The sequence below is a fragment of the Anaeromusa acidaminophila DSM 3853 genome, assembly GCF_000374545.1.
GTDB classification, from domain to species: Bacteria; Bacillota; Negativicutes; order Anaeromusales; family Anaeromusaceae; genus Anaeromusa; species Anaeromusa acidaminophila.
The window spans coordinates 92,528-113,029 of record NZ_KB894594.1; the positions used below are offsets into that span (position 1 = coordinate 92,528).

At 41.6% G+C, this 20,502-nt stretch carries 24 protein-coding genes; 14 read left to right on the plus strand and 10 right to left on the minus strand.

The features are described from left to right. Nucleotides 1–306: 306 nt before the first annotated feature. The 8 genes from C508_RS0110950 to C508_RS0110980 all read right to left on the minus strand — a co-directional run bounded on the left by C508_RS0110950 (nucleotide 307) and on the right by C508_RS0110980 (nucleotide 5,773). The gene (locus C508_RS0110950; protein ID WP_018703614.1) at nucleotides 307–2,049 is read right to left on the minus strand and encodes a DNA cytosine methyltransferase; all 1,743 of its coding nucleotides are present in this window, start codon (nucleotides 2,047–2,049) and stop codon (nucleotides 307–309) included. Nucleotides 2,050–2,064: 15 nt separating this feature from the next. Further along, the gene (locus C508_RS20360) at nucleotides 2,065–2,292 is read right to left on the minus strand and encodes a hypothetical protein (protein ID WP_156817620.1); all 228 of its coding nucleotides are present in this window, start codon (nucleotides 2,290–2,292) and stop codon (nucleotides 2,065–2,067) included. Between the two features lie 73 nt (nucleotides 2,293–2,365). Continuing rightward, nucleotides 2,366–2,836, minus strand: a complete 471-nt coding sequence (locus C508_RS0110955; protein WP_018703615.1) for an HD domain-containing protein — start codon at nucleotides 2,834–2,836, stop codon at nucleotides 2,366–2,368. A 2-nt stretch (nucleotides 2,837–2,838) separates the two neighbouring features. Next, nucleotides 2,839–3,432, minus strand: a complete 594-nt coding sequence (locus tag C508_RS19495) for a ProQ/FINO family protein (protein WP_018703616.1) — start codon at nucleotides 3,430–3,432, stop codon at nucleotides 2,839–2,841. 63 nt (nucleotides 3,433–3,495) lie between these two features. Beyond that, nucleotides 3,496–3,699 carry a hypothetical protein gene (locus C508_RS0110965; protein WP_018703617.1) on the minus strand — a complete coding sequence of 68 codons (204 nt, stop codon included), beginning with the start codon at nucleotides 3,697–3,699 and terminating at the stop codon, nucleotides 3,496–3,498. 188 nt (nucleotides 3,700–3,887) lie between these two features. Then, nucleotides 3,888–4,307, minus strand: a complete 420-nt coding sequence (locus C508_RS0110970) for a hypothetical protein (protein ID WP_018703618.1) — start codon at nucleotides 4,305–4,307, stop codon at nucleotides 3,888–3,890. Nucleotides 4,308–4,476: 169 nt separating this feature from the next. Beyond that, entirely contained in the window at nucleotides 4,477–4,848 is a 372-nt protein-coding gene (locus C508_RS0110975; RefSeq protein ID WP_018703619.1) for a hypothetical protein, read from the minus strand. Nucleotides 4,849–4,876: 28 nt separating this feature from the next. Beyond that, nucleotides 4,877–5,773 carry a tetratricopeptide repeat protein gene (locus C508_RS0110980; protein WP_018703620.1) on the minus strand — a complete coding sequence of 299 codons (897 nt, stop codon included), beginning with the start codon at nucleotides 5,771–5,773 and terminating at the stop codon, nucleotides 4,877–4,879. 110 nt (nucleotides 5,774–5,883) lie between these two features. Between C508_RS0110980 and C508_RS19500 the strand changes: the two genes are divergently transcribed. The 4 genes from C508_RS19500 (at nucleotide 5,884) to C508_RS0111000 (ending at nucleotide 9,785) form a co-directional block, all read left to right on the plus strand. Further along, complete coding sequence (locus C508_RS19500) at nucleotides 5,884–7,455, plus strand: sensor domain-containing diguanylate cyclase (RefSeq protein ID WP_018703621.1); 1,572 nt, start codon at nucleotides 5,884–5,886, stop codon at nucleotides 7,453–7,455. A 23-nt stretch (nucleotides 7,456–7,478) separates the two neighbouring features. Further along, nucleotides 7,479–8,486: an HD-GYP domain-containing protein gene (locus C508_RS19850; protein ID WP_018703622.1), complete on the plus strand. Its 1,008-nt coding sequence runs from the start codon at nucleotides 7,479–7,481 to the stop codon at nucleotides 8,484–8,486. A 130-nt stretch (nucleotides 8,487–8,616) separates the two neighbouring features. Beyond that, nucleotides 8,617–9,279: a nucleotide-binding protein gene (locus tag C508_RS0110995; protein WP_422664644.1), complete on the plus strand. Its 663-nt coding sequence runs from the start codon at nucleotides 8,617–8,619 to the stop codon at nucleotides 9,277–9,279. Nucleotides 9,280–9,302: 23 nt separating this feature from the next. Next, the gene (locus C508_RS0111000; protein ID WP_018703624.1) at nucleotides 9,303–9,785 is read left to right on the plus strand and encodes a hypothetical protein; all 483 of its coding nucleotides are present in this window, start codon (nucleotides 9,303–9,305) and stop codon (nucleotides 9,783–9,785) included. A 51-nt stretch (nucleotides 9,786–9,836) separates the two neighbouring features. Here the strand turns inward: C508_RS0111000 and C508_RS0111005 are convergent, their stop codons facing one another. Next, nucleotides 9,837–11,225 carry a replication initiation protein gene (locus C508_RS0111005; protein ID WP_018703625.1) on the minus strand — a complete coding sequence of 463 codons (1,389 nt, stop codon included), beginning with the start codon at nucleotides 11,223–11,225 and terminating at the stop codon, nucleotides 9,837–9,839. A gap of 624 nt (nucleotides 11,226–11,849) precedes the next feature. Beyond that, nucleotides 11,850–12,029 (minus strand): hypothetical protein, encoded by a 180-nt coding sequence (locus C508_RS20560; RefSeq protein WP_215731968.1) that lies wholly within the window; start codon nucleotides 12,027–12,029, stop codon nucleotides 11,850–11,852. A 504-nt stretch (nucleotides 12,030–12,533) separates the two neighbouring features. Here C508_RS20560 and C508_RS0111015 point away from each other — a divergent pair. The 10 genes from C508_RS0111015 to C508_RS0111065 all read left to right on the plus strand — a co-directional run bounded on the left by C508_RS0111015 (nucleotide 12,534) and on the right by C508_RS0111065 (nucleotide 20,111). Beyond that, nucleotides 12,534–13,151 carry a hypothetical protein gene (locus C508_RS0111015; protein WP_018703627.1) on the plus strand — a complete coding sequence of 206 codons (618 nt, stop codon included), beginning with the start codon at nucleotides 12,534–12,536 and terminating at the stop codon, nucleotides 13,149–13,151. Further along, nucleotides 13,148–14,827, plus strand: coding sequence for a BamA/OMP85 family outer membrane protein (locus C508_RS0111020; RefSeq protein ID WP_018703628.1), 1,680 nt, complete (start codon nucleotides 13,148–13,150; stop codon nucleotides 14,825–14,827). The genes C508_RS0111015 and C508_RS0111020 overlap by 4 nt, the downstream gene beginning before the upstream one ends. Nucleotides 14,828–14,841: 14 nt before the next feature. Beyond that, nucleotides 14,842–15,540, plus strand: coding sequence for a hypothetical protein (locus tag C508_RS0111025; protein ID WP_018703629.1), 699 nt, complete (start codon nucleotides 14,842–14,844; stop codon nucleotides 15,538–15,540). 26 nt (nucleotides 15,541–15,566) lie between these two features. After that, nucleotides 15,567–16,745 carry a type IV pilus twitching motility protein PilT gene (locus tag C508_RS0111030; RefSeq protein WP_018703630.1) on the plus strand — a complete coding sequence of 393 codons (1,179 nt, stop codon included), beginning with the start codon at nucleotides 15,567–15,569 and terminating at the stop codon, nucleotides 16,743–16,745. Between the two features lie 19 nt (nucleotides 16,746–16,764). After that, nucleotides 16,765–17,568 (plus strand): hypothetical protein, encoded by an 804-nt coding sequence (locus C508_RS0111035; RefSeq protein WP_018703631.1) that lies wholly within the window; start codon nucleotides 16,765–16,767, stop codon nucleotides 17,566–17,568. 68 nt (nucleotides 17,569–17,636) lie between these two features. Continuing rightward, the gene (locus C508_RS18395; protein WP_018703632.1) at nucleotides 17,637–17,999 is read left to right on the plus strand and encodes a hypothetical protein; all 363 of its coding nucleotides are present in this window, start codon (nucleotides 17,637–17,639) and stop codon (nucleotides 17,997–17,999) included. Between the two features lie 39 nt (nucleotides 18,000–18,038). Further along, on the plus strand, nucleotides 18,039–18,374 hold the full coding sequence (locus tag C508_RS19505) for a hypothetical protein (protein WP_018703633.1): 336 nt from the start codon (nucleotides 18,039–18,041) through the stop codon (nucleotides 18,372–18,374). 444 nt (nucleotides 18,375–18,818) lie between these two features. Then, nucleotides 18,819–18,965, plus strand: a complete 147-nt coding sequence (locus C508_RS20365) for a hypothetical protein (protein ID WP_018703634.1) — start codon at nucleotides 18,819–18,821, stop codon at nucleotides 18,963–18,965. A gap of 350 nt (nucleotides 18,966–19,315) precedes the next feature. Next, nucleotides 19,316–19,735, plus strand: coding sequence for a helix-turn-helix domain-containing protein (locus C508_RS0111060; RefSeq protein WP_018703635.1), 420 nt, complete (start codon nucleotides 19,316–19,318; stop codon nucleotides 19,733–19,735). A 184-nt stretch (nucleotides 19,736–19,919) separates the two neighbouring features. Continuing rightward, complete coding sequence (locus tag C508_RS0111065; RefSeq protein ID WP_018703636.1) at nucleotides 19,920–20,111, plus strand: hypothetical protein; 192 nt, start codon at nucleotides 19,920–19,922, stop codon at nucleotides 20,109–20,111. Nucleotides 20,112–20,502: the final 391 nt, after the last annotated feature.

The following is a 20,502-nucleotide window of genomic DNA, read 5'->3' on the forward strand; positions in this document are numbered from 1 at the left end:
TTTTTTGCTATTTGCTTTTATCAAACATTGAATATTCTAGGTGGAACAAAAGGGTACTCCTTAATTCTGGAGCACCCTTTTGTTTATAATCATTTCATGAATTCTCTTCATCCGGTAAATTGCAAAAAACGGCTGTATTTGTGTTAATTGAGATACCTTCTTCGCTTTCTTTTTTTTGAAACGCGCATTGTTTTCCAGTAACTTCACACAAAACAAGGTCTTTTTCTTTCGTTAAATAATAGGCTCTTTCACATAGCAACTCTTTGCACACTGTACCTCACTCCATTCTATTTTTGATTTTTTGGATTACATCGCTACAGCCCCAATACGTTCCGGCACTTCTTCCTGGCATACGTCTGGCAAATTTGCTTTCACAAGGGCGGCTGGAATGACGGGCGAAACAGAATTGCCACAACGTGCAACCTGATCTTTTTTACTGTAGCGTCGGCCATTCATATCAAAATCAATAATGTACGAATCAGGAAAACCCTGTGCTCGAAACAATTCGCGAGGCTCCAGCATTCGCATACCAATGTCAACAATTTGATATACCTCTCCTTGAATGTTAACAAGACCTGACAGTTCCTTTACTCTTGCCGTTTGCGAAGGTTCTTTTTGAAACAATTCTTCCCCATCACCGTAATATTTCAGAAGAAACGCCCGAACCTCTCCAATATGATTGCCGCCAGCGGTAACCGTTGGCATGGGCTCAGTTACCTTCTGTCCATGTTGACAAGTCCCTCTGAATTTAAGCAAATGGCTTGTGACGAGTGCATTATGATCGACCGTGGTCACGGTGGGGGCCGGTTTCTTTAGATTGGCGCCGCTCCCTTTATAATTGCCGCCGTAATGCTTTGCAAAAAAGGCCGAAACTAAAGATGCCTTACTACTATCGCAAGTCCAGGAATCGCGTTTAGCATCAGCACCCCCCTCTTTACGAGCAAATGTCGCTGTTGCTACTGCAAACTTATTCCCCCCGGCCGTAATCGTACCCAGCGGTTTTTCTAAGTCAAGCACGCGCCGGCCTTCCGCATCACCGTATCCCATTTGGATCAACGTAGGAGAAATAATCTGATCATCGTTTTGGCACGACTCCTTTATCTCGTCCACTCCAAGTGGTTTTATAATGTGTTTTCCTTTGACAACGAACGGTTCAGGGTTCTCGATAACAAATTTCTTTATGCCCCGAGCAATTCGACGCAGCGTATTTTCCGATAACTCTTTTTTACGCTCAAATATGGACGGACACGAAATGGACCAATCAATGATTTCCGCTGCTGTACGCCAGGGCTTGCGCCAGCCGTTTTTCACCTCTTCGCTTTCGGGATCTCCATACGTCGGCTCTGGCCATATGATAGGCAGCCCATCGCAGCGAGCAATAATGAAAAGGCGCTTGCGAATGGTCGGCGCTCCAAAATCACACGCGCGCAGCTCCCGCCACTCAACCTCGTAACCCTTTGCTTGTAGTGCATTAATAAACGAACGAAAGGTTCTTCCTTTTTGTTTTGGATCGGGTACCATTACCCGCTTATCATAAGGTACCACTTCATCTTTTTTTGCCAGTACAATTTTTCGCTTTCCCTCTTTGTCAGTAACGAATTTATACAGTCTCCCAGAAGCATCTTTTTGTGGCGTCAACGGGCCCCAGGTTTTAAATTCTTCCACATTTTCTAGCATAATCACACGAGGGCGAACCGTAGCTGCCCATTTAACGGCGACCCAGGCTAAGCCGCGAATTGATTTTTCTACAGGTACGTCTCCTTTGGCTTTGGAAAAATGCTTGCAATCAGGGCTAAACCAAGCAAGAGACACTGGCCATCCCTTGGTAACTTTAATCGGGTCAATATCCCAAACCGACTCTTGATAATGTTTTGTAGTGGTATGGTTTTTTTGATGCATGGATATGGCCGCAGGATCATGGTTAATTGCAATATCCACATGACGCCCTATGGCCATCTCGATCCCCAAAGAAGCACCGCCGCCGCCGGCAAAGTTATCCACTACCAATTCCGGAAACAGATTCATCATTGCTTTTTGAGCAACGGCCATCGCAGTACCCCCTTCTTAGCACCGGCATTCTTTTCGTATTGCTTTAAGTGCTTCCAGTTGTGCTTTTGAAAGACGCGGCGGTTTTAATGGAACAAGCTTCCCTTCTTCCACCATTGTTTGTGCACTGGGATACCCATGCTCATTCGATGCATGGAGATTGGATGCGTAGGGAAGAATTTTTCCGCAGCACATGCACCTCCATTGCTGACTTAAATCTAAGCTTAACGGTTTTCTTTCGGACACGGTGCATACCTCCTCATATGTTCTTAACGTACTTCAAGCGAATGACTTATAAAAAAGAGCTGCATTAGCAGCTCTAGTGGATCATTGGATTCGTTGCTTCATACCTATATTGTTCTAGAAGCTGCTTCGCTTTTTCATATTTTTCGGCAAAAAATTTCGCTTTTTGCGGTCCTAACAAGGATAGTCTCCAATGATCGGAGTTATGATTCATGTCATGGATTTTTACACGCACTGCCAATTCATTTTGAACAACACGTTTTAGATACGATTCTAAGGATTCACCGTCCTTTTTCGATATGGCTTCCAGCGCATTCATCAAAGCATCCGGAAAACCGTATTTTTCTTGGAGCGTTTCCACCGTATCTTCGGTGTCCTCCACAACATCATGAAGCAATCCCAAGACGATTTCATCCAAATCCGCTCCCGCTGCTGCAACGGCAAGAGGGTGCATTAAATAAGGATTCCCAGCCTTGTCTTTTTGTTCAACATGCGCCGCTGCACACGCAAGCATAGCATGGTATAAGTCATTACTGTCGCAAATCATGCTTATTCCCCCTGCAGAATCTTTTCCGTCGATAAAAAGCCTTGCGCTAAAGCAAGTCGTTCCAGAGCTGCCATTACATCTTTGCATTTTCTTTTAATGGCCACAGTCCTTACTAATATAGGCGTCTGTACTTTTTTCACTGGTTCCACATACCGCCCATACAAATCGACTCGATACGCGTCCGGTTTTGCCAACGCTTGTTTATATCGAGGACCATCACACCAGAACTGCATCGCCTTCCGAGCTACATCACGAGAGTACCCTCTAGCTTGTGCCCAATCTCTTACCTCATTTGCAATTCCAATTTTTAATGGGACTTTGGATAACGGCTTATGGGGAAAGGTAAAAGGAAACTCTTCTTGGAGCTCTTCGATGAGACGCTTTGCAGCTTTGGCTACTAGATCACACCCAATTAAAATTTCACCATTCCACTCTTTCCGAGTTAAATTTACCGAAGAATGCCACTTTGTTTCATTGCCACAAGAAACGCACTGAATTTTATAACCCAAGACAATTCCTTGCTTATCCTGCCGTACTAATAGCTGCCGCTTTGAATCATGGCATTTATGGCAGTTGTCATAGTTTAAAAAGCTCATGGCCCCCTCCTCATTATTGTTTTTTTGTTGCTTCGTTTGTTTGGTTGTTTGTTTTATTGTTTGTTATGCTTTCACCCATGCCGGGCGATTTACCAACCCTTCACAGGTTTTCGTATTGCAATCTTCACAAAGAGGAGACATCGGCTGATCTGGTTCATACCGACCGCAAGTACCACAAATCCGAAACCCTTCTTTTTTTCGATACTCCTCATCAAAAAAGCAAAAACTCATTTGTTCCTGTTCCAATCTCGCAATCTGTTCCTTCATCCTTGCCGGCGCCTGAGCGCCTCCCCCCTTTCGGTTGTTGTTTGTTTGTTTGTTTTTTTGTTTGTCTATTTGCCTGTAGTATACGCTTGGGATTTTCGTTTTGTCAATATATTTTTTGTTTGTTTTTTTGTTTGTTTGTTTTTATGCGTAAAAAAAGAGTGGCGTTAATTAACGTCACTCTTTTGAGACTACAGTTGTTCTAGCACCATCTTGAGGTTAGGGCGAAGAAAACTCGCTTTCAAATCTCCCACCACATCATGGATTTGAGCTACTGCGCATGGCCCTATACACATGGTGATGGCTTCTTTTAAGATAGCCAGCCGGTCTTCTCCTTTTTCTTTCCCTCGAGATAAAAACGTATTGGCCTCCATTGGAGTAATATCAAGCGGAAGATCAAACTTCCCAACCATTGTTGTTTCGCCTGATTCAAGCTCCTTGATAATTACCTCGTTAAAGTCTGCTCCATAGGGCAGCACTTCATAGGCTAACACATGAGGCCAAATCTTACGCTCTAAAAACAACAGCTTCTCGATCGAATTTGAACGAAGTTCTTGAGCCGGAACCATCTTGTAACCCCAACTCGTTTTGAAAACATATTTTTTTCTCATGGAAATTCCTCCTTATGGCTATGTGCCAAAATTTTAATTTACACTGTTATCGTACGAGATTTTATACTCTATTTCAAAAGAGCTGTGTTATTGTTTGTTATGTGGTTTGTTTGTTTGTTTGTTTGTTTTTGAGAAAAAGAATAGGCGCGAGATAAATCTCACGCCTTGCTTATTGCAGTAACTTTTCTAGTCGTTCTTTATCCGTTCCTTCAGGAGCTGGGAGAATGCGCCAGCCTGAGTCCATTGCTTTAAGATAAAAGGCTCCTTCGTGTTTATGCGAGCCTGCTTTTACATCAATCACTACAACTGCATATTCCGAATCCTGGGCCAACGTGTGCGCTTTTTCCAGGAGCAACCCGGCCTGGGGTAAACTACTTTGCAAAACGGTTCCTACTCGGGGCTCAACATATAATTGACCTGCATCATCATACCGTTTATCACCCAGGTAGCTGAAAAAAAGTTCTACCGTACCAATAGGAGTGTTAGTTGCCATTTTGGTATTGACCCATTCAAGAGCCGGGCTGGCTACTGCAGCAATCACAAAGAAAAATGCTACTATGAGAAAGACACTACTCTTTTTTCGCCATACCGTCGATGAGTGCTGTCGCTTCCTCAAGAAGCCGCTTGTCCAAATCTGTTTTCGGTTTTTTGTGTCCCACATACCAATTCAACATTCCTTTCGCATTATCTTCGTCGCCGTTTGCCAATAACACAAACCCTGTGCTCAATGCGACGTCACTAAGATCAAATCCATACACATCGTTGTAGGGGAGAACAGCCGGACCCGCTAGATCCGGAACGCATCTCCAGTAATCATCCACTGCCTGAATAACCTTGCCGGCATCCTTGCTGTCATTCAAGTTTGTATAGGCCAATATCGTTTTTTCCGAAAACACAAACATTCCCGCGAGCCAAGGGTACTTGGTATCTAGATCGCTTAGTGTTCCGATTTCCGGTGGTTTTTTGGGTACTTTAAATTCATGCGGCAGTTTTGCCTCCGCTTGTTCTAGGACCGCTTCGGCTTTTTTCGGCATTCCCATTTGACGATAGGATCCAGCAAGCATGTTGGCATACATAGAATTCATGTTTTTATAATTAAAGAGCAAAAATACAACGTCCTGGTAATGACCCGCTCGATAATGATAAATCACTAGCCAGCGCATATATGGGTCATATTCTTTTGCGGTAGGAAATTCCTTTTGCGCTCCTTCTAAAATCTTGGCAGCGTCTTCATACTTTCCGGTTTTCGCCATTTCGTTGGCTTTCACAAAAAATGGCATCAATCCTTCTGTTTTTCGCTTATCGGACGCGTCTTTCTCCTGCTGAGCGATAGCCTTTTCCGCAGCGCCTCTGATTTTTTTTCTAAACACTGTCGACTCCCCGTTATCTGCTTCGGCTGCAAAGGCGCTTACATCCGTTGCAAGCAGACAAGCTAGCGTCAACGCTGCGAGCCATTTTTTTTTCATTCTTACTCTCCTTTTTCAAAATTTTTATGGTTCTTTCCGTATACTAAAAATAAGCTCATATTTAAAGTATACGCAGAAATTTTGATTTTGAATGGAATAGGAGGTCAAGAATGGATATTTTGCGTCAACTTATCCCGCTGGCTGTTATCGCAATGAAGTGGGAATTCCTTTTGGTCAGTGTGGAAGTCATATTCCAAAAAGACTGGGGAGGCCCACTCCTGTTTGCTGATCTACTTACCCTCTTATTAACGTTTTTACCAAGGCAATTCCCCTATGTAAATGCGGCTGTAGCCCTCTTTGAGGTGGCCGTATTATCGTATGCAACCATTATTACCGGACAGCCCGTTTTCCTCTACATGTTTTCCACTATAGCGATCAGCCAATTCTTACTCCGGTGTTTGCCGGCGGTATATACAACATTGATTGGCGCCACTACCAGCTGTGCTTTGATTCAAGCCATGCTGCCATCCTTAACCCCCATGGGCGCCTTACTATTTAATGTCCTGGTTTGCTTTATCATGATCGCCGGCACGAAATACCTAGTACACGAACAAAAATTACTAGACAAGGCCTTACGGCGAGTAAATAAGTTGGCCGAGGAAAAAGCAGACTTAGAAGCAAAAAATGCCTCTTCAACCCGCATCGGCCGCCAGGAAGCAGGGAAGTATTACACCCTCATGGATCGCTTAAAGCTTGGGTATGATAAAAAAGAAAACTTTGAACGGATCTGCACGACGGTGCAAGAGACCACGCAGGCCACAGCGGTTAGTTTTTATATTTGGAGTGACGTCGACCAACTACTGCAGCTTGAATGTTACACCGGGGACAATTCCATCGTAATGCCGGCTAATACCCTTAGAGCCGGTGAAGCCATCCCAGGTTCGAGGTATTATAACCGCACTCCTCATATCTATACGATAGACGATACCACCACGCAAATGGGCAAACCCATAAACACGGTTTTCACAACTCCCTTTTTTATGGGAGATGATACTTTTCTTGGTGTATTATCGGTCGGTTTTGATGGTACCGGTGAAGAGCTAAACGAAAAGATTAACTTATGCTATTTAATCGTTAAGCATGTTACACCGGAATTAGAAAAAACAGAGCTATATGACCGGACACAACGAATGGCGACAACTGACGGATTGACAGGACTCTTTAACCGCCGCTTCTTCGATAACCGATTGCCCCTTGAAGTAGAACGGGCCGGCCAATTTACCATTCCGCTTTCTTTGATCCAAATCGACGTAGACTATTTCAAGCAGATCAACGACACGCACGGGCACCCGGAAGGAGATAAGGTTTTAATTACCTTGTCGGAAATCTTGTCCCATTCCATCCGTACCAACGACTCCGCCTTTAGGACGGGGGGAGACGAGTTTTGTGTACTTCTTCCAGGTGCAGATATTGCCGTTGCCGAACGCATTGCAAACGAGATTGAAACCTCTTTTTCCTCATTAGGGTTTAAGGGAAAGATGAAAGATACGGGGGAAGAGGTCAAATCAACTCTATCCATTGGTGTAAGCACATTCCCACATTGCGCAACAACCGCAACCGATCTTCTTTCCACCGCGGATCAGGCTCAATATAAAGTAAAGAGCCATGGAAAAGGACATGTTCTTGTTGCCGACCGTCTTATTCATAAAAAGCCGGGAAAACCAATTAAGTCCTTTATTTAACCTTATGGAAGGCGGTGGGCTAATTGAAAAGAACCTCTTTAGCTCAAGAATTAGCAAGTTTTTCGCCAATCAGTTATTCAGTCCAGGACTCGAATTCTGACCCACGCTATCTTTTCACTGAAGTTTTAATACGAAATATGAAATCTCTTCGCCTTTTAGCCGGCGCCGCGGAATGCGAAATGAAGTTTTTATTAACTTCTTACCAGGACTTATCTCTTCACATGCGAGGCGATCAATTCATTCCTTTGGTTAAGATAGCTAAAATCGAAAAGAAAGAACTTCGGCATAAAACCATTGAGTACCCGCTATTTAGTCCTTGGAGCGAAAAAGTTGGCCACTTTTCCGCCCTATTTACCGAAAGACCCACAGATCAAACTATTGCCTGCGTCCAGTTGGCCACCCAGGCTGTGCAAAGTGCTTTGACCACTGTTTTTTTGTTAGAAAAGCAAGAACGCAATACCGAAGAAATTATTGCTGCCCTTGTCACTACCCTCAAAACGAAAGATCCCTACACATACATTCATTCTCGTTCGGTTCAGCGTCATGCGAGCTTTTTATCGAAAGTACTTGGCTTTTCTTCTGAAAAGATTAGTCTGATTCGAGTTTCAGGCTTGCTCCACGATATGGGGAAAATCCAGTTGCCCCTAGCGTTGTTACAAAAAGATGGCTCCCTAACCGATCAGGAATACAAACAAATAAAATTTCATCCGGCCTTCGGATATGATTATCTAGTTCGCTTTTCATTTCCAATTCTTCAAAGCTGTGCTATTTTTGCACGCAGCCATCATGAGCGCTGGGATGGAAAAGGGTACCCAGATAACCTTAAAGGAGAAAATATCCCTATTGAGGCTCGCATACTTGCCATAGCAGATGCCTATGATGCCATGGTAGGGATAAGGCCATACCGCAATTCAATATCTCCTGAAGAGGCCTTAGACGAGCTTTCCGAGAATGCCGGAACGCAATTTGATCCCACTCTTGTTAAAAACTTTTATTATGCCATGAAACAAAAACTTCAAATTCCTATATAATACGATGTTGAAGTACTGCCGCTACGCTTCGTAGCGGCTTTTTTGTTTCCTTGTTTTTTTGTTTGTTTGTTTTTTCTTTGCCTTGTTTGTTCTATTGTTTTTGTGTATAATAAGTAAAAACCATTGGGAGGTGTATATTTTGAAAACGATCGTTGTTGCAAATATTAAAGGCGGAGTAGGGAAAAGCACCATTTCAGCGAACTTAGCCATTGCTGCAGCACAAGAAGGGTACTCCGTCTTATTGGTTGACTCCGACCCACAAGGCAGCACCATGGCATTCCATGAACTGCGTGTCGAAACCCTGGGGGAGAAGAACACGATCCAGGCGGTGGCCATTACTACTCCAACCATCAATAAGGTGGTTCCTTCGTTCAACAACTTTGATTACGTGATTGTTGACGTCGGCGGCAGAGAGACGCAGGTTTTGCGTTCGGCTATTTTAGCAGCTGCAAAAGGAATTTTAATTATTCCTACAGCACCCTCTATGTATGACATTTGGGCCACAGAAGATACCTTTAGGATTCTCGAAGATTCGAGGGTCTATGCAGATATTAACGCCTGCGTCTTTTTCAATATGGTAATGAGTAATACCGTAATTGCGAAGGAATCGCACGAATCCATGAAACAGCTTTTGGATCAGTATAATCTATATAGTCTCAATTCAACCTTATCTGTTCGCCAAGACTATAAACGTTCTTTAACAGAAGGCCTTGGCGTTATTGAATATGCTCCTAAAAGCAAATCGGCAGAAGAGGTAAAGGCATTGTTCAAAGAGATCGAAAAATTAATCTAATATAGAGAAAGGAGTTCTGCTCTATGGCACTTCCACAAAAGCCGCGAGGCAGTAGCACTCTTCCTCGTCAAACAGAAGCCGAATTCATTTTACAAGGTTCAAGCCGAATTAACACCAACCAACCATCAATAATTGATCCAGAAGATGATGCACTTTTAAATATTGACGATAACCCCTCGTCAACACTGCAATTGAAAATGGCAGCCGATTTGATCGAACTCATCGATATTGCTTTTAATGCCCAATCGGAAGATAAAACCATGCGCTTGTTCGTAGCCAAAGCCTTATTGCAAAAAGTTAAGAACAAGACAGGTATGGAAACCATGCTTCCCGGGTGGGAGGTATATTTAGATTACAAAAACAAACCTTCACGAATTAAGGGCGCCGAAATCACCAACGAGCTGCGCAACTTAATCAAGAAGATGGTTAAACACCATAAAACCAATATCTACGAATACGGTGGGCTAGCCATGCTGGAAGAGTTAAATCGCCGCGGTGCCATATAAAAAACAAGCCTTTTGGGAACTCCCCAAGAGGCTTGTTTTTTTGTTTTGTTTTTATTTTGTTTTTTTGTTTGTTTTTGGAACAATGCCCACGGTAAGCAGGTAGGTTTTAAACATGTTTTCGTGAGCCGGGTGGTTTTTCTCAGGAGCAAAGAATTGTCCCCATCCGTCTGGACTTGTTCGCTGAAGATACTCTTTGCATTGATATCGTAGTGCTAGTATGGTTTCCGCATCGATACTATTTAGAAAATTGTTTACTCGCTCCATATCTTCCTTCGAGACTTCATTGGGGAGTAATGCCAGTTGTTCTTCGTGTTGAGCTTGAATGGTAAGCTCAATTGTTTTTTTGGTTTCCTCTTGCTGCGCTTCTTGTTCCTTCTTTTCCCCAAACCAATCTTCCTGTACTGCAGCAACAATAAATCCTGACTTTGATTCGATTGGCTTAGCGCTTTTGTCTATGGCTTTTAAAGCATACTCCAGGTTGTTTCTGATGTGTTCTACAGGGTATTGTTTTACCCACTTCCGGCTGATGCTCTTATAAACGCCATGAGCTTTTAATAGCGTAACAATATCCTCCACCGGATCTCCCGTTGAAAGCCCCGCTTCGGCAGCTGCTTTACGTTTTTTTCGTGGCGATGGCTGAAAGGGGAGAATATCATCGTCTTCATCGTTGGTAATATCCTTGTTTAGGAAGATTGTAAAATAAATACGATGAATGGCTCTTCCAAGCTTTTCTTCACGATATTCGAATGCCAATTCGGTGCTCATTTTCATTTCTTTTTGAGCTTGATGAATCACACGTTTTCGGAAATTATCATATACTTTATACTCGTGCGGCTGAATTCCAAACATTTCTCTCAATTCAGCAACCGTATAATCACATGTATTTTTCTTAATATTTCCCGTTTGAGAGTCAATCCAAAAGTTTTTGCGCATCAACTCATACATTCGTACAGAATACGTACTGCGAAGACTCCATATAGACCGGAACTGATACTTCGTAAACTTGGGAAGGTTTAAAAAATAGGTCTTAAGTTGATCATGCAATTGCAAACTCACGGTCCGATCTTTGGAGTTCACCTGCGCTAGCGTAAACCAAGGCACGCGTGGCCGGTCTTTAATTTCCAGGTTTTTGTTTGGAAGATAGACGAAGCGCTCTTGCATTTGAAAGATGGTTTTACGCAAATACTCGTATTTCCGATTACTTGTGCTCTCACCCATAATTCGCGTAGCATCACTAAAAGAGAACGTATAGGTTTTAAGAACATCGTCATCTGGATTGATAAGAGAAATAACATATGATAACAGCTTAATTTCATAGAGTTGCAGCGAATACTGCGCTTCCACCAGTTCAGGACTCTTTACTATGTAATTGTCTAGATTATTATCGGAGTACGGAATTAGCTCAACTCCTATATCACTAACAATCGACGATCCATTCACGGGAGTCCCTCCTAATATAAATCGTTAAATCTTGTATCATTGTATCAAACATCACTAAAAACTAAAAGCGTGATTATTTCTATATTCATTGCTACTACGAAATGATAAAATCCTCTTTTTGTGAGTTTTAAAGAAAGATTTGAACGTCCATAGCGGCATTATATCTGGCTTTGTTAAAATACCATCCCATCCTCATACTCCTCATTATGTGAGTTTTGATTCCTCATTCCGTGAGGTTTTGGTGCCAAAATTTATTTTTCCCAACTCTCTTTTGGCTCTTAATCCTTGCACTATCGACAAAATTTTCCCCATTTAGTGATACTTAGAAGAAGACTACATTGAGCCAGTGTAGTCTTCTTTTTTCCCCATTTAGTGATGGTTTAACAAGGGCGTAATTTGCATTCATTTCCCCTTTTAGTGAGTTTATTACAAAAAATTATATTTTTGCCATTTTTTGGATTGTTTTTCTTTCCAAAAGGAACCTTTTCCTCCTCAATTTGTGAGTTTTATTTCCCCATTCCGTGAGTTTTAGAAGGAAAAAATCCAGTATTATCAAGAGCATTGGCAGCCCCTTATAAATACAATATGAAAATAAAGAAGTCTTTCCTCATTTAGTGATTCTTTTTAAATCTCATCTTTTTTGTCTTTAGAATAAAACTCCCCAATTAGTGATGTTTTTATCCCCATTTTGTGAGCTTTAGGAGATACCACTCCAGTGTTTCCGGGCTTTGTCGCCCTCCTTATAATTACATTAGAAAAAACGATTCCTCTTTTAGTGAGTATTCTTCTTGCAAGCAGTACCAAAAGCACTCCTCATTTTGTGAGTTTTAGTTCCCCATTTAGTGATTTTTAGCCCCAAAAAGTCCTTTTATATCAAAGGCTTCAGGCCCCCTTATATATACTATTTAGGAAAATCAATAAAAATACTCCTCATTTAGTGATACTTAATAATGCTTTGACCTTAATTCCTTAAATAGTGAGTCATGTTCCCCAAAAAGTGAGATTAAACTCCCCATAAAGTGACAGTGGAACCCCCAAAAAGTGAGTTTGATTTCCCCAATCAGTGATTCTACGTCCCCAAATAGTGAGTGATACCACCCCTTTTAGTGATTTTTAGAGTAAAAGAAGCCAGTAATTTCGCGGCTTCCCGGCTCTCGTATATATACTATCTACTTAAGCTAAAATAAGCTTACTTAGTAAAGCTGCAGATTTTTTTTAAAAAAGTAACGAAGAAATACGTCCCCACGCCTAATTTTTGATTTCATCTCCGTATACTAAAAAAAAGACCACTTTTGGGAGACGATGTAGATGTCCATTGTTAGCACGAATCGATACACTACACTCTTTTACGGACTACATGCCTACCTTTGCTATCTCCAAATTATGGGTCATCTTAGAACCTATCAGTTTGCCTACTTAGCTATTGCTGAGCTTTGCTTTTTTATCTGGCTCCAGTCATTACTCGAATTGAAAGATTGGAATACGTTTCACCCTTTGATGGAAAAAGAGTTCTCTAAACGCTTGCGTTCGTTAGGGTTGGAACAAGTTGGTTTTTATCATGGCTCTACTGTTTATGCCGGTTCCGGCGGAATCATCTTTGTTAAGCCGTATTATGCCCCCGGAGTTAGAGATGAAAACTTCGGTTTAATTATGGGCCCTCACAACGCAGCCTGTGAACTAAGCACGCATCAAGAAATGATAGCGCTTAAGAAAGAAGTTACGACGATAATTGGAGATCAAGTGCCTATATATTGCATAGCACTATTTTCAAATTCCACTTTTTTGACGTGCCCGTTTTACAACGGAAAATATTATAGTTTAACACTCCGAGAAAATATGCATTTATTTATAAAAACCTATATTTCAAGTCAAATTTTTCCGAATCAAATCACCATGGCATGTAAAAAACTGGAGGAAAGTGCATGAGACTTTGCAAAAGAAACTCCCATAAAGCTGCATATCGCAAAGGGTTATCGCTTCTTCTAGCTGGATTAGTTCCGCTTATGGGACTAACCTGGAGCACGGCTGCCGATGCGGAAACAGCACCAACGGTATCAAATGTCTATATCGTTGGAACAGAGACCATTGAAGCTAAAACACTGATGCCATATGTGACAGGTACTCAAACGGGCAAACCTTTGGATACTAAGCTGCTACAGGCGGATCTGGATCGGTTGATTGCAAGTGGCATGGTAGACGAAGTAAAAGCCAAAATTGTTCCCATGGGGGAAGGGTGCACCGTTTTTTTGCATGTAACGGAAGCTCATGAGATAAAAAAAGTATCGGTTGAAGGCGCCAAGGTTTCGGATAAAACAACCTCGCTAAAGCAGGGGGATACGTTAACGCATGACAAGCTGAAAACGGAAACAGAGCGTATCAACAAAGAGCTGAAGGATAAGGGAAGCTTAGCTGAAGTTACCCAAGTTAAATTTGATGGCGATGGAAATGTTAAATTCGTCGTTGAAGAAAAAATCATGTCAAAAGTCGAATTTCAAGGCTTAAAAAAGACGAAAGAGTGGTTAGCGAAAAAATTAGTCAGCTTTTTAAAACCAGGGAAAACGCTATCCAAAAAAGATATCGATAAAGCACTGAACAAGTTAACAGATAGCGGCTATTTCGACAAGGTTCATGCGGAACTGGTCCCAGATGCAAAAAAAGGGGAATTTATACTGCGTTTTGTAGTCACTGAGCCATTAAGTGGAGAATGGCGCTTTGGTGGAGGAACCAGCACAAGGTCCGGCACTTTTTTGACGGGCTCAGTGAAAGAAAACAATCTTCATGGAGAAGGCAAAGAAGTGAGTGCTGCTATTCGGTATAACCCGGATGACTCTGAATATAGCCTTAGATACAGAGATAACTTTTATCATCAGAGTAATGATTCTTTGGCCTTGGGCCTTTGGAAAACTCACTTTAAGGGGACTGTTGATGGTAATAGTTATACAGAGGGAACGCAGGGAGGGTCAATTTATTATGAAAAAGCGTTGCATGATGATCCACGGTTTAAATTTACTACCGGCGTAAGAATGGAAACGCAAACGGTTGAAGAGAATACGACTAGTAGGAGAGATGTATTAAGAGTTTTGAGCTTGGGCTATATAGCTGACACCACTGACGATACCAAAAACCCAACCAAGGGATCTATTGTTGATTTAAAACTGGACAACGGGTTGAAAATCTTAGGTGGGACCGTCTCGTTCGAAAAGTTCAAATCCGTTATTAGGCATTATATGCCGCTAGACGAAAAAGGGAAAACGTCCCTGGCATTTCGTTTTACCACGCAATTAGCCGGCGGAGATCTACCTACCGCCGAACAGTTTTCACTTGGTGGTGAAAAAGCGGTAAGAGGTGTGGAAGAATATAATCTTCGAGGAACTGGAGGTGCTGTGTTAAATGTGGAATATCGAAGAAATTTGTCCGATGCAGTACAAGCCGTTTTATTTGGCGATGCAGGTCGTTCTTGGGGCTTGTCTTCTTCGAAAGCCGCTGCAGGGGTTGGCGTTGGTGTAAGAATTAAAACCGGTATGGGCATTATGCGATTTGATGTCGCAAAGTCTGGAAGTAGACCGACACAATTTATTTTTGGGCTAGGAAATAGCTTTTAAAAGGGGCGTGAACAATGCAAAAGTTAAAGATTTTTGGATGGGCTGCGGCAACTTCATTTTGGTTTATGGTGTATGATTTTGCTTTCCGCTACGAAACCAGTGACTTCATTATTTTTCTCGGTGCTTTTTTGGCTTTGATCGTATCGGTCGTAATGGGGAGTATTTGCTTTGTTGGTCTAATGCAGAAAACAGCGGAAGTGTTGTTTGAAGTAGAAGACGAAGATAGCGATGTCAAAATGGCGATTCAAAAATACACTCTCCGGACCGGTATGTTTTTTGTGGTGTATTTGCTTTTGAAATATGCGATTGAAGGGTTCAATCTTTCCCCAATTCTCTTCATGGGCCTTATGTCTTTTTTATCCGTAACATTGGTGTTTGGACTGTTTAGTATTATCTACAAGGAAAGCAGCATGAAAGAAGCCTGTTTAGATTTGTTTGATACGGCCCAGGCCAATATTGGAAATTCGTTGCTGTTTATCATTTTGAATTACGTTTTGATGGTATTTTTGTATTTCTTGGTCTTCACTATTAACGATTTCGTATCGATGGGCGGCTTGCCGAGAATTTTGGGAATTGGGCTTACCTTCTTGATTTGGACCTTCGTTCTTAACGGCTGGTCTTATTGGGGTGGAAAGTTATACATTAGAGCCAATGCGGCGAATGGCCAAGCGGTTACGCAGACCGAAGAAGAGGATGAATATTATAATGACTAATTTTTGGTTAAAGAAAGGAGAGTTTCATGGATTCCAACGATAAACAAATTGCCAAAGAGATGATGGAAAGCCTTTTGATTCAAGCTTGTAAACAAAGAGCTTCAGATCTATTACTTACAGTTGGCGCAGAGCCAACTTTTAGAATTGATGGGAAAATCGCAAGGCTCCAACACGATAAATTGCGCCCGGAAGATACAAAACGAATTTTTGATTACTATGTTGGATTATCTGAGGAACTGAGCCTCCGCTTTAAGGAACGGGGAGATGTAGATTTTAATATTCCAATAACCAATGTTGGACGTTTTCGGGTCAATGCCTACAAACAAAGAGGTTCGTATGCTTTTGCAGCTCGAGTCATTCACCCACGTCCCCTTACGTTGCAAGAGTTGGGAATGCCGGATATTTTTACGTCTTTTGCCAACCGGCCTAACGGATTGTTAATCATAACGGGGCCAACCGGTTGTGGTAAATCAACTACGTTAGCGTCCATTGTAGATTATATAAACGAGACACGAGATGGGCATATCATTACGTTAGAAGACCCAGTAGAATATTTGCACTTTCATAAACGATGCAATGTAGACCAGCGGGAAATTCCTTCGGACGCTGCATCGTTTCAAAATGGATTGAGAGCGGCCTTGCGCGAAGACCCGGACGTGATTATGTTGGGGGAAATGCGCGATGCCGAAACAACCTTAACGGCCATAGAAGCCGCCGAAACAGGTCACTTGGTATTATCCACGCTCCATACGGCGAGTGCTCCAGAAGCATTTAGCCGAATCATCAGTGTAACACCACCGGAGTACAGGGAAAAAATATGTAATCAGTTATCAAATGTACTGATCGGCGTAGTTGCTCAACAAATTTTCCCTAAAAGACATTCTTCTGGGCGTGTAGTTGCACTGGAAATTATGGTAGGGACTCATGCTATAAAAAGTATAATCCGCGAAAACAAACCAGAACAGCTGCAAGGCCAAATTGAAACGGGCGAACGGTATGGAATGGTTGAAATGAAAAAAAGCATTGAGGACTTGGTTCGTAACGATATCATAGAAAAAAAATACCTTGAAATTTTCATGGATCAAAATGCGAGAATGAAACAATATGAAGCGCAACCGCCACGGTCGCCCTTATTTACTAGTTCCGAGACAGAAGCGCAACTTAGTAGAAATACAAGTATCTTGAACCGATGGAAAAGAAGTTAACTAACAGGGAGGAATAATCATGATTTCAAGAAAAGTGATTGCCGCAACGGTGTTGGGGACTATGCTTGCAGGGTCCACGGTAATGGCGGCCCCTAATGATGACGAATTGATGATTCGTCCGTATTCGCGAACATCAATCGATTTGTCAGAAATGAAAAATCCAAATTCAGCGTTTGTATCGGCTAAAGAAGCTCAAACCGCGACAGCCTCTGTTCCTACCCCTTCGGTACCAGAAGCATCTAAGCCGGCCGCGGTATCGGCAATAACTGACATTAACGTATCAACCAGCACTTCTAACACCTCGCCTACGGCAAAGCCCCAAGTTCCCTTGCAATCGACGGACACAACAAAAAACACGAAAACCGTCGCAACAACGACTGCCGCTGAAAAAGTCAATGATACTAAAACAACGGCAGTTAAAGAAGAAAAGCCTAAGAAAAAATCAGGCGGCATTTGGGGCTGGTTTTCTCGAATCTTTACCACCATTAAAGAGGCCATCGTAGGCAAGCCAAAAGAAGAAAAGAAAGAGATTAAGCCGGCAGCGCAGCCTGTTGAAATGACCGATAATGAGAAAAAACAAGTGGCGCAATTGGGAGCCATGCCGGTTGTTTATGGAGCTGATGTCAAACCGGCCGTTGCTACCACGGTCAATACAGCCCAGCCGCAAACCTTTACTTATGGAGCAAAAGAGGCGGATGCGGAACGGAAAGCTAAAGAAGCAGAATACGTTGTGCAACCCAGGACGTCGCTGTTAGATCAGCAAACGGCAGCCATCAATGCTCCGGAAAATAAAATGAAATTGCAGTGGTATCAATCGAATTAGGTAAATGATTGAATTAGAAAAAAGCGCAATGGCATGTTAGCTATTGCGCTTTTTAGGAGGTTGAATTAATGAAAAAGAAAAAACTTAGTCCTCTTGCTGCCGCTATCGTGGAAGGATTAAACGAGGCAATTTCTTATGTAAATGGAGAACATGTTCAAGGTTTTCATGCTGTTGAAGTATCTGAAAATAAAATAAAAAACCAGAAAACGATTACACTAAATATCAAAATTCTATTAAACAAAATCGATGATTGGGATAAAAAAGTAGGGGCTCAAATGTTACTTGATCTCTATAGCAGCGGGGTAGTAATTTTACCAAAAAAAGAATATGATAATATCATGGAAAATCTTCTAATTAGAAGCAATCCAGAAGATTATAGGAGACTTATTGAATCAATCCATCAGTTTGAATCGAGCAAGATGAATAAATGATAAACTATTTACTTTTTATATGAAGGGAGCGTGGTATGTATGGAAACGAGAATTTGTCCGGAAACCGGCCAAGAGATGACTCGTGGTACAAAGTTAATAACGTTAACTTATAAGGGATTTTCAGAAGAAGTTGAGATGCCTGGTTGGTATACAGAAGACAAAGATCATGGTATTCACTCTAGTGAAGATATGAAAGTTTCCGATAGCGCTCTTTTAAGACTGAAAGCAAGGGCCAACAAGCCCAAAGAGCAAGCTTGGTTTTGGTCGCAAGAGTGGCAACGAGGCGAAAAAGCTGTACAGAAAGAATTGACTGCCAAAGGCCCTGGCAAAGCGTACACATCAGCAGAGCTACTGGCGGAATTTAAAAAATCGTAGCTTAAAACTTGTCATTTAGTACCACGTTATAGTACAATCAAGGTAGACAAAGACAAAAGCCGCCGCCTTGTCCAAGGGCGACGGCAGGAGTAGAGTTAGGAGTAGATCTTGTAGGCAATAGCTGCAAGAGCTAGTACCTTAAGAACTACACGGGGCGAGATCCGGATGTGTATTTCCATTTTGGTACCTCCTTTCCCTATTCTATTATCGGAGCCTTTGGCAGTAACGATGCCGCTGGCTCCTTTGTCATTTTAAGACGATTTAGCCATAATTACAATGGCTAAGGTAACGGCCAACAGCGCATAAATTTCCAGCCAACCGCAGTGAGTATTTTCCTAAATTATAAAAAGTGTTATACTTTAAGTAGAAAGACAGGTCAACGAGCCTGTCTAGTACGTTAACACAGAATCATATGTAAGACCAATTTTGCAAGGAGTGATGATAGTGCCTGCATCAATGAGAGAGATTCCGGTATTAAGGGGTGAGCTTGCAAAAAGATTTTTAACCAAAAAAGCTGAAACAGAACGGAAAGTGAAAGAATCAGCTGAGAGGATAATGCTTAAAATAAAAAATCAACAAATTGAAAATTAATTATCTGTATGATATAATATTTTTGACGGAGGAAGTGTTTCTGTCCCGTCAAACCCTTCAGGACTTGTGTCTATGAAGGTTTTTCTTTTTTACATCAAAAAAGAGTAGAAGCAGATTTATAAGAACTGCTTCTACTCTTTTTAATTTGACTTCCGTCCATTTATATCCCGCCAGACAGATAGCGGTAAAATCTGATTCCTGCCCATTTATATCAGCCGCATGGCAGGTAGCAGCATACATTCTTTTATAAGTTTAGCAGATAAAAATATAAAAGTCAATGTCATAGCCCTATTGATTAAAGTTAACGTATAGGTTAAGATTAAGAAAACAAACTATTGGAGGTGAAGAGCATGATTCGTTCAGAAAAGGAATATCGAGATGCAAGAAAATCTTTGCAAAATAGCAGAGAATTTCTCGAATTGCAGCGAGAAACGCTAAACCAAATGTCATTATCACCAGAAGAAATCAAACAAGCGATGAATCCATATTGGTGTTTTTATTTAACACTGGAAGAAGACCTTGTGGAATATGAAAAGATTAAGCGCGGTGAATTTCCTTCTGTTAATAATCTGAATGAAATTGGCAAATTGCTGATTTCGTTGAGGTTGTATAAAAATATTTCACAAAAAGAGTTAGCTGCTAGGTTAGGTGTTTCAGAAGCAATGGTATCAAAAGACGAAAAAAATGAATACCATGGAGTTACGGTGGAAAAAGCGCAAAAAATCATTAGTGTATTGAAAAGTTCTATTGTTATTGATATAATAATATAAAGCGTAGGGATAGACCTTGCCGGTATGTTCTAAGTATCAAATGTTATCAGCAGTTGATCACGCTTTTTTAAAAGTATATCGCTAACCAATACGCGACTAATAAAATGTTGGTTCGCAAGTGTGTCGCAAGCCAATAAGCGACTAATAAGATGTTGGATAGTAAGTTATAGGAAGGTGTTGAAAAATGTCCGAGTTTTTGCTTTCAACGCCCAGCTTGTTTCGTGGAATCGCAAGCGTTCTTGACGTCGGCTCGAGTTTAAATATTTATAACGAATCCAATACAACTGAAGAAGCAGATGCTATAGCAAATAAGTCTGATTGGAACGTAATTGGTAAAGACTTAAGAATAGTAATGAAATCCTATGATGTGAAATAAAGAATGGTCGTAGAGCACGACCACCATAGTAAAGAAAGCTCACCGAGAAGATGTAGTCGTAGAGCGCGACTACGGTAATCAAAAAAAAGCTCACTGAGAAGAAGCCCTTGAAAAAGGGCTTCTTTTGTCTTTTCTTATCTTCTTGAACACCGGTCAATAAAGACGTATAATAATTGTATAAGATAATTCTTTGAGGTTATCTTGACCGTTAAAACGGGTGATTTGGTCAGAGAGGTTATCCGATCAGGTCCTTATCGGTTTGGGCATAATGCCAAAATCTGACTAGGTTGAGCCTTTGGCGAGACCGAACGAAAAATGCTCTTTTTCACATCGGCTATAGAAAGCCCATGTTTTAGCCATACCTTCCGTACACACTCCTACATGCTCTTTC

Excerpts from the sequence above, each read along its gene's own strand:
- C508_RS0110950 (WP_018703614.1), bottom strand. The coding sequence starts at position 2,049 with ATGGCCGTTGCTCAAAAAGCAATGATGAATCTGTTTCCGGAATTGGTA.
- C508_RS19495 (WP_018703616.1), bottom strand. The coding sequence starts at position 3,432 with ATGAGCTTTTTAAACTATGACAACTGCCATAAATGCCATGATTCAAAG.
- C508_RS0111060 (WP_018703635.1), top strand. The coding sequence starts at position 19,316 with ATGATTCGTTCAGAAAAGGAATATCGAGATGCAAGAAAATCTTTGCAA.
- C508_RS0111030 (WP_018703630.1), top strand. The coding sequence starts at position 15,567 with ATGGATTCCAACGATAAACAAATTGCCAAAGAGATGATGGAAAGCCTT.
- C508_RS0111025 (WP_018703629.1), top strand. The coding sequence starts at position 14,842 with ATGCAAAAGTTAAAGATTTTTGGATGGGCTGCGGCAACTTCATTTTGG.
- C508_RS18395 (WP_018703632.1), top strand. The coding sequence starts at position 17,637 with ATGAAAAAGAAAAAACTTAGTCCTCTTGCTGCCGCTATCGTGGAAGGA.
- C508_RS0111065 (WP_018703636.1), top strand. The coding sequence starts at position 19,920 with ATGTCCGAGTTTTTGCTTTCAACGCCCAGCTTGTTTCGTGGAATCGCA.
- C508_RS0110965 (WP_018703617.1), bottom strand. The coding sequence starts at position 3,699 with ATGAAGGAACAGATTGCGAGATTGGAACAGGAACAAATGAGTTTTTGC.
- C508_RS0111020 (WP_018703628.1), top strand. The coding sequence starts at position 13,148 with ATGAGACTTTGCAAAAGAAACTCCCATAAAGCTGCATATCGCAAAGGG.
- C508_RS0111015 (WP_018703627.1), top strand. The coding sequence starts at position 12,534 with ATGTCCATTGTTAGCACGAATCGATACACTACACTCTTTTACGGACTA.
- C508_RS19500 (WP_018703621.1), top strand. The coding sequence starts at position 5,884 with ATGGATATTTTGCGTCAACTTATCCCGCTGGCTGTTATCGCAATGAAG.
- C508_RS0111000 (WP_018703624.1), top strand. The coding sequence starts at position 9,303 with ATGGCACTTCCACAAAAGCCGCGAGGCAGTAGCACTCTTCCTCGTCAA.
- C508_RS0110970 (WP_018703618.1), bottom strand. The coding sequence starts at position 4,307 with ATGAGAAAAAAATATGTTTTCAAAACGAGTTGGGGTTACAAGATGGTT.
- C508_RS0111035 (WP_018703631.1), top strand. The coding sequence starts at position 16,765 with ATGATTTCAAGAAAAGTGATTGCCGCAACGGTGTTGGGGACTATGCTT.
- C508_RS0110980 (WP_018703620.1), bottom strand. The coding sequence starts at position 5,773 with ATGAAAAAAAAATGGCTCGCAGCGTTGACGCTAGCTTGTCTGCTTGCA.
- C508_RS0110955 (WP_018703615.1), bottom strand. The coding sequence starts at position 2,836 with ATGATTTGCGACAGTAATGACTTATACCATGCTATGCTTGCGTGTGCA.
- C508_RS19505 (WP_018703633.1), top strand. The coding sequence starts at position 18,039 with ATGGAAACGAGAATTTGTCCGGAAACCGGCCAAGAGATGACTCGTGGT.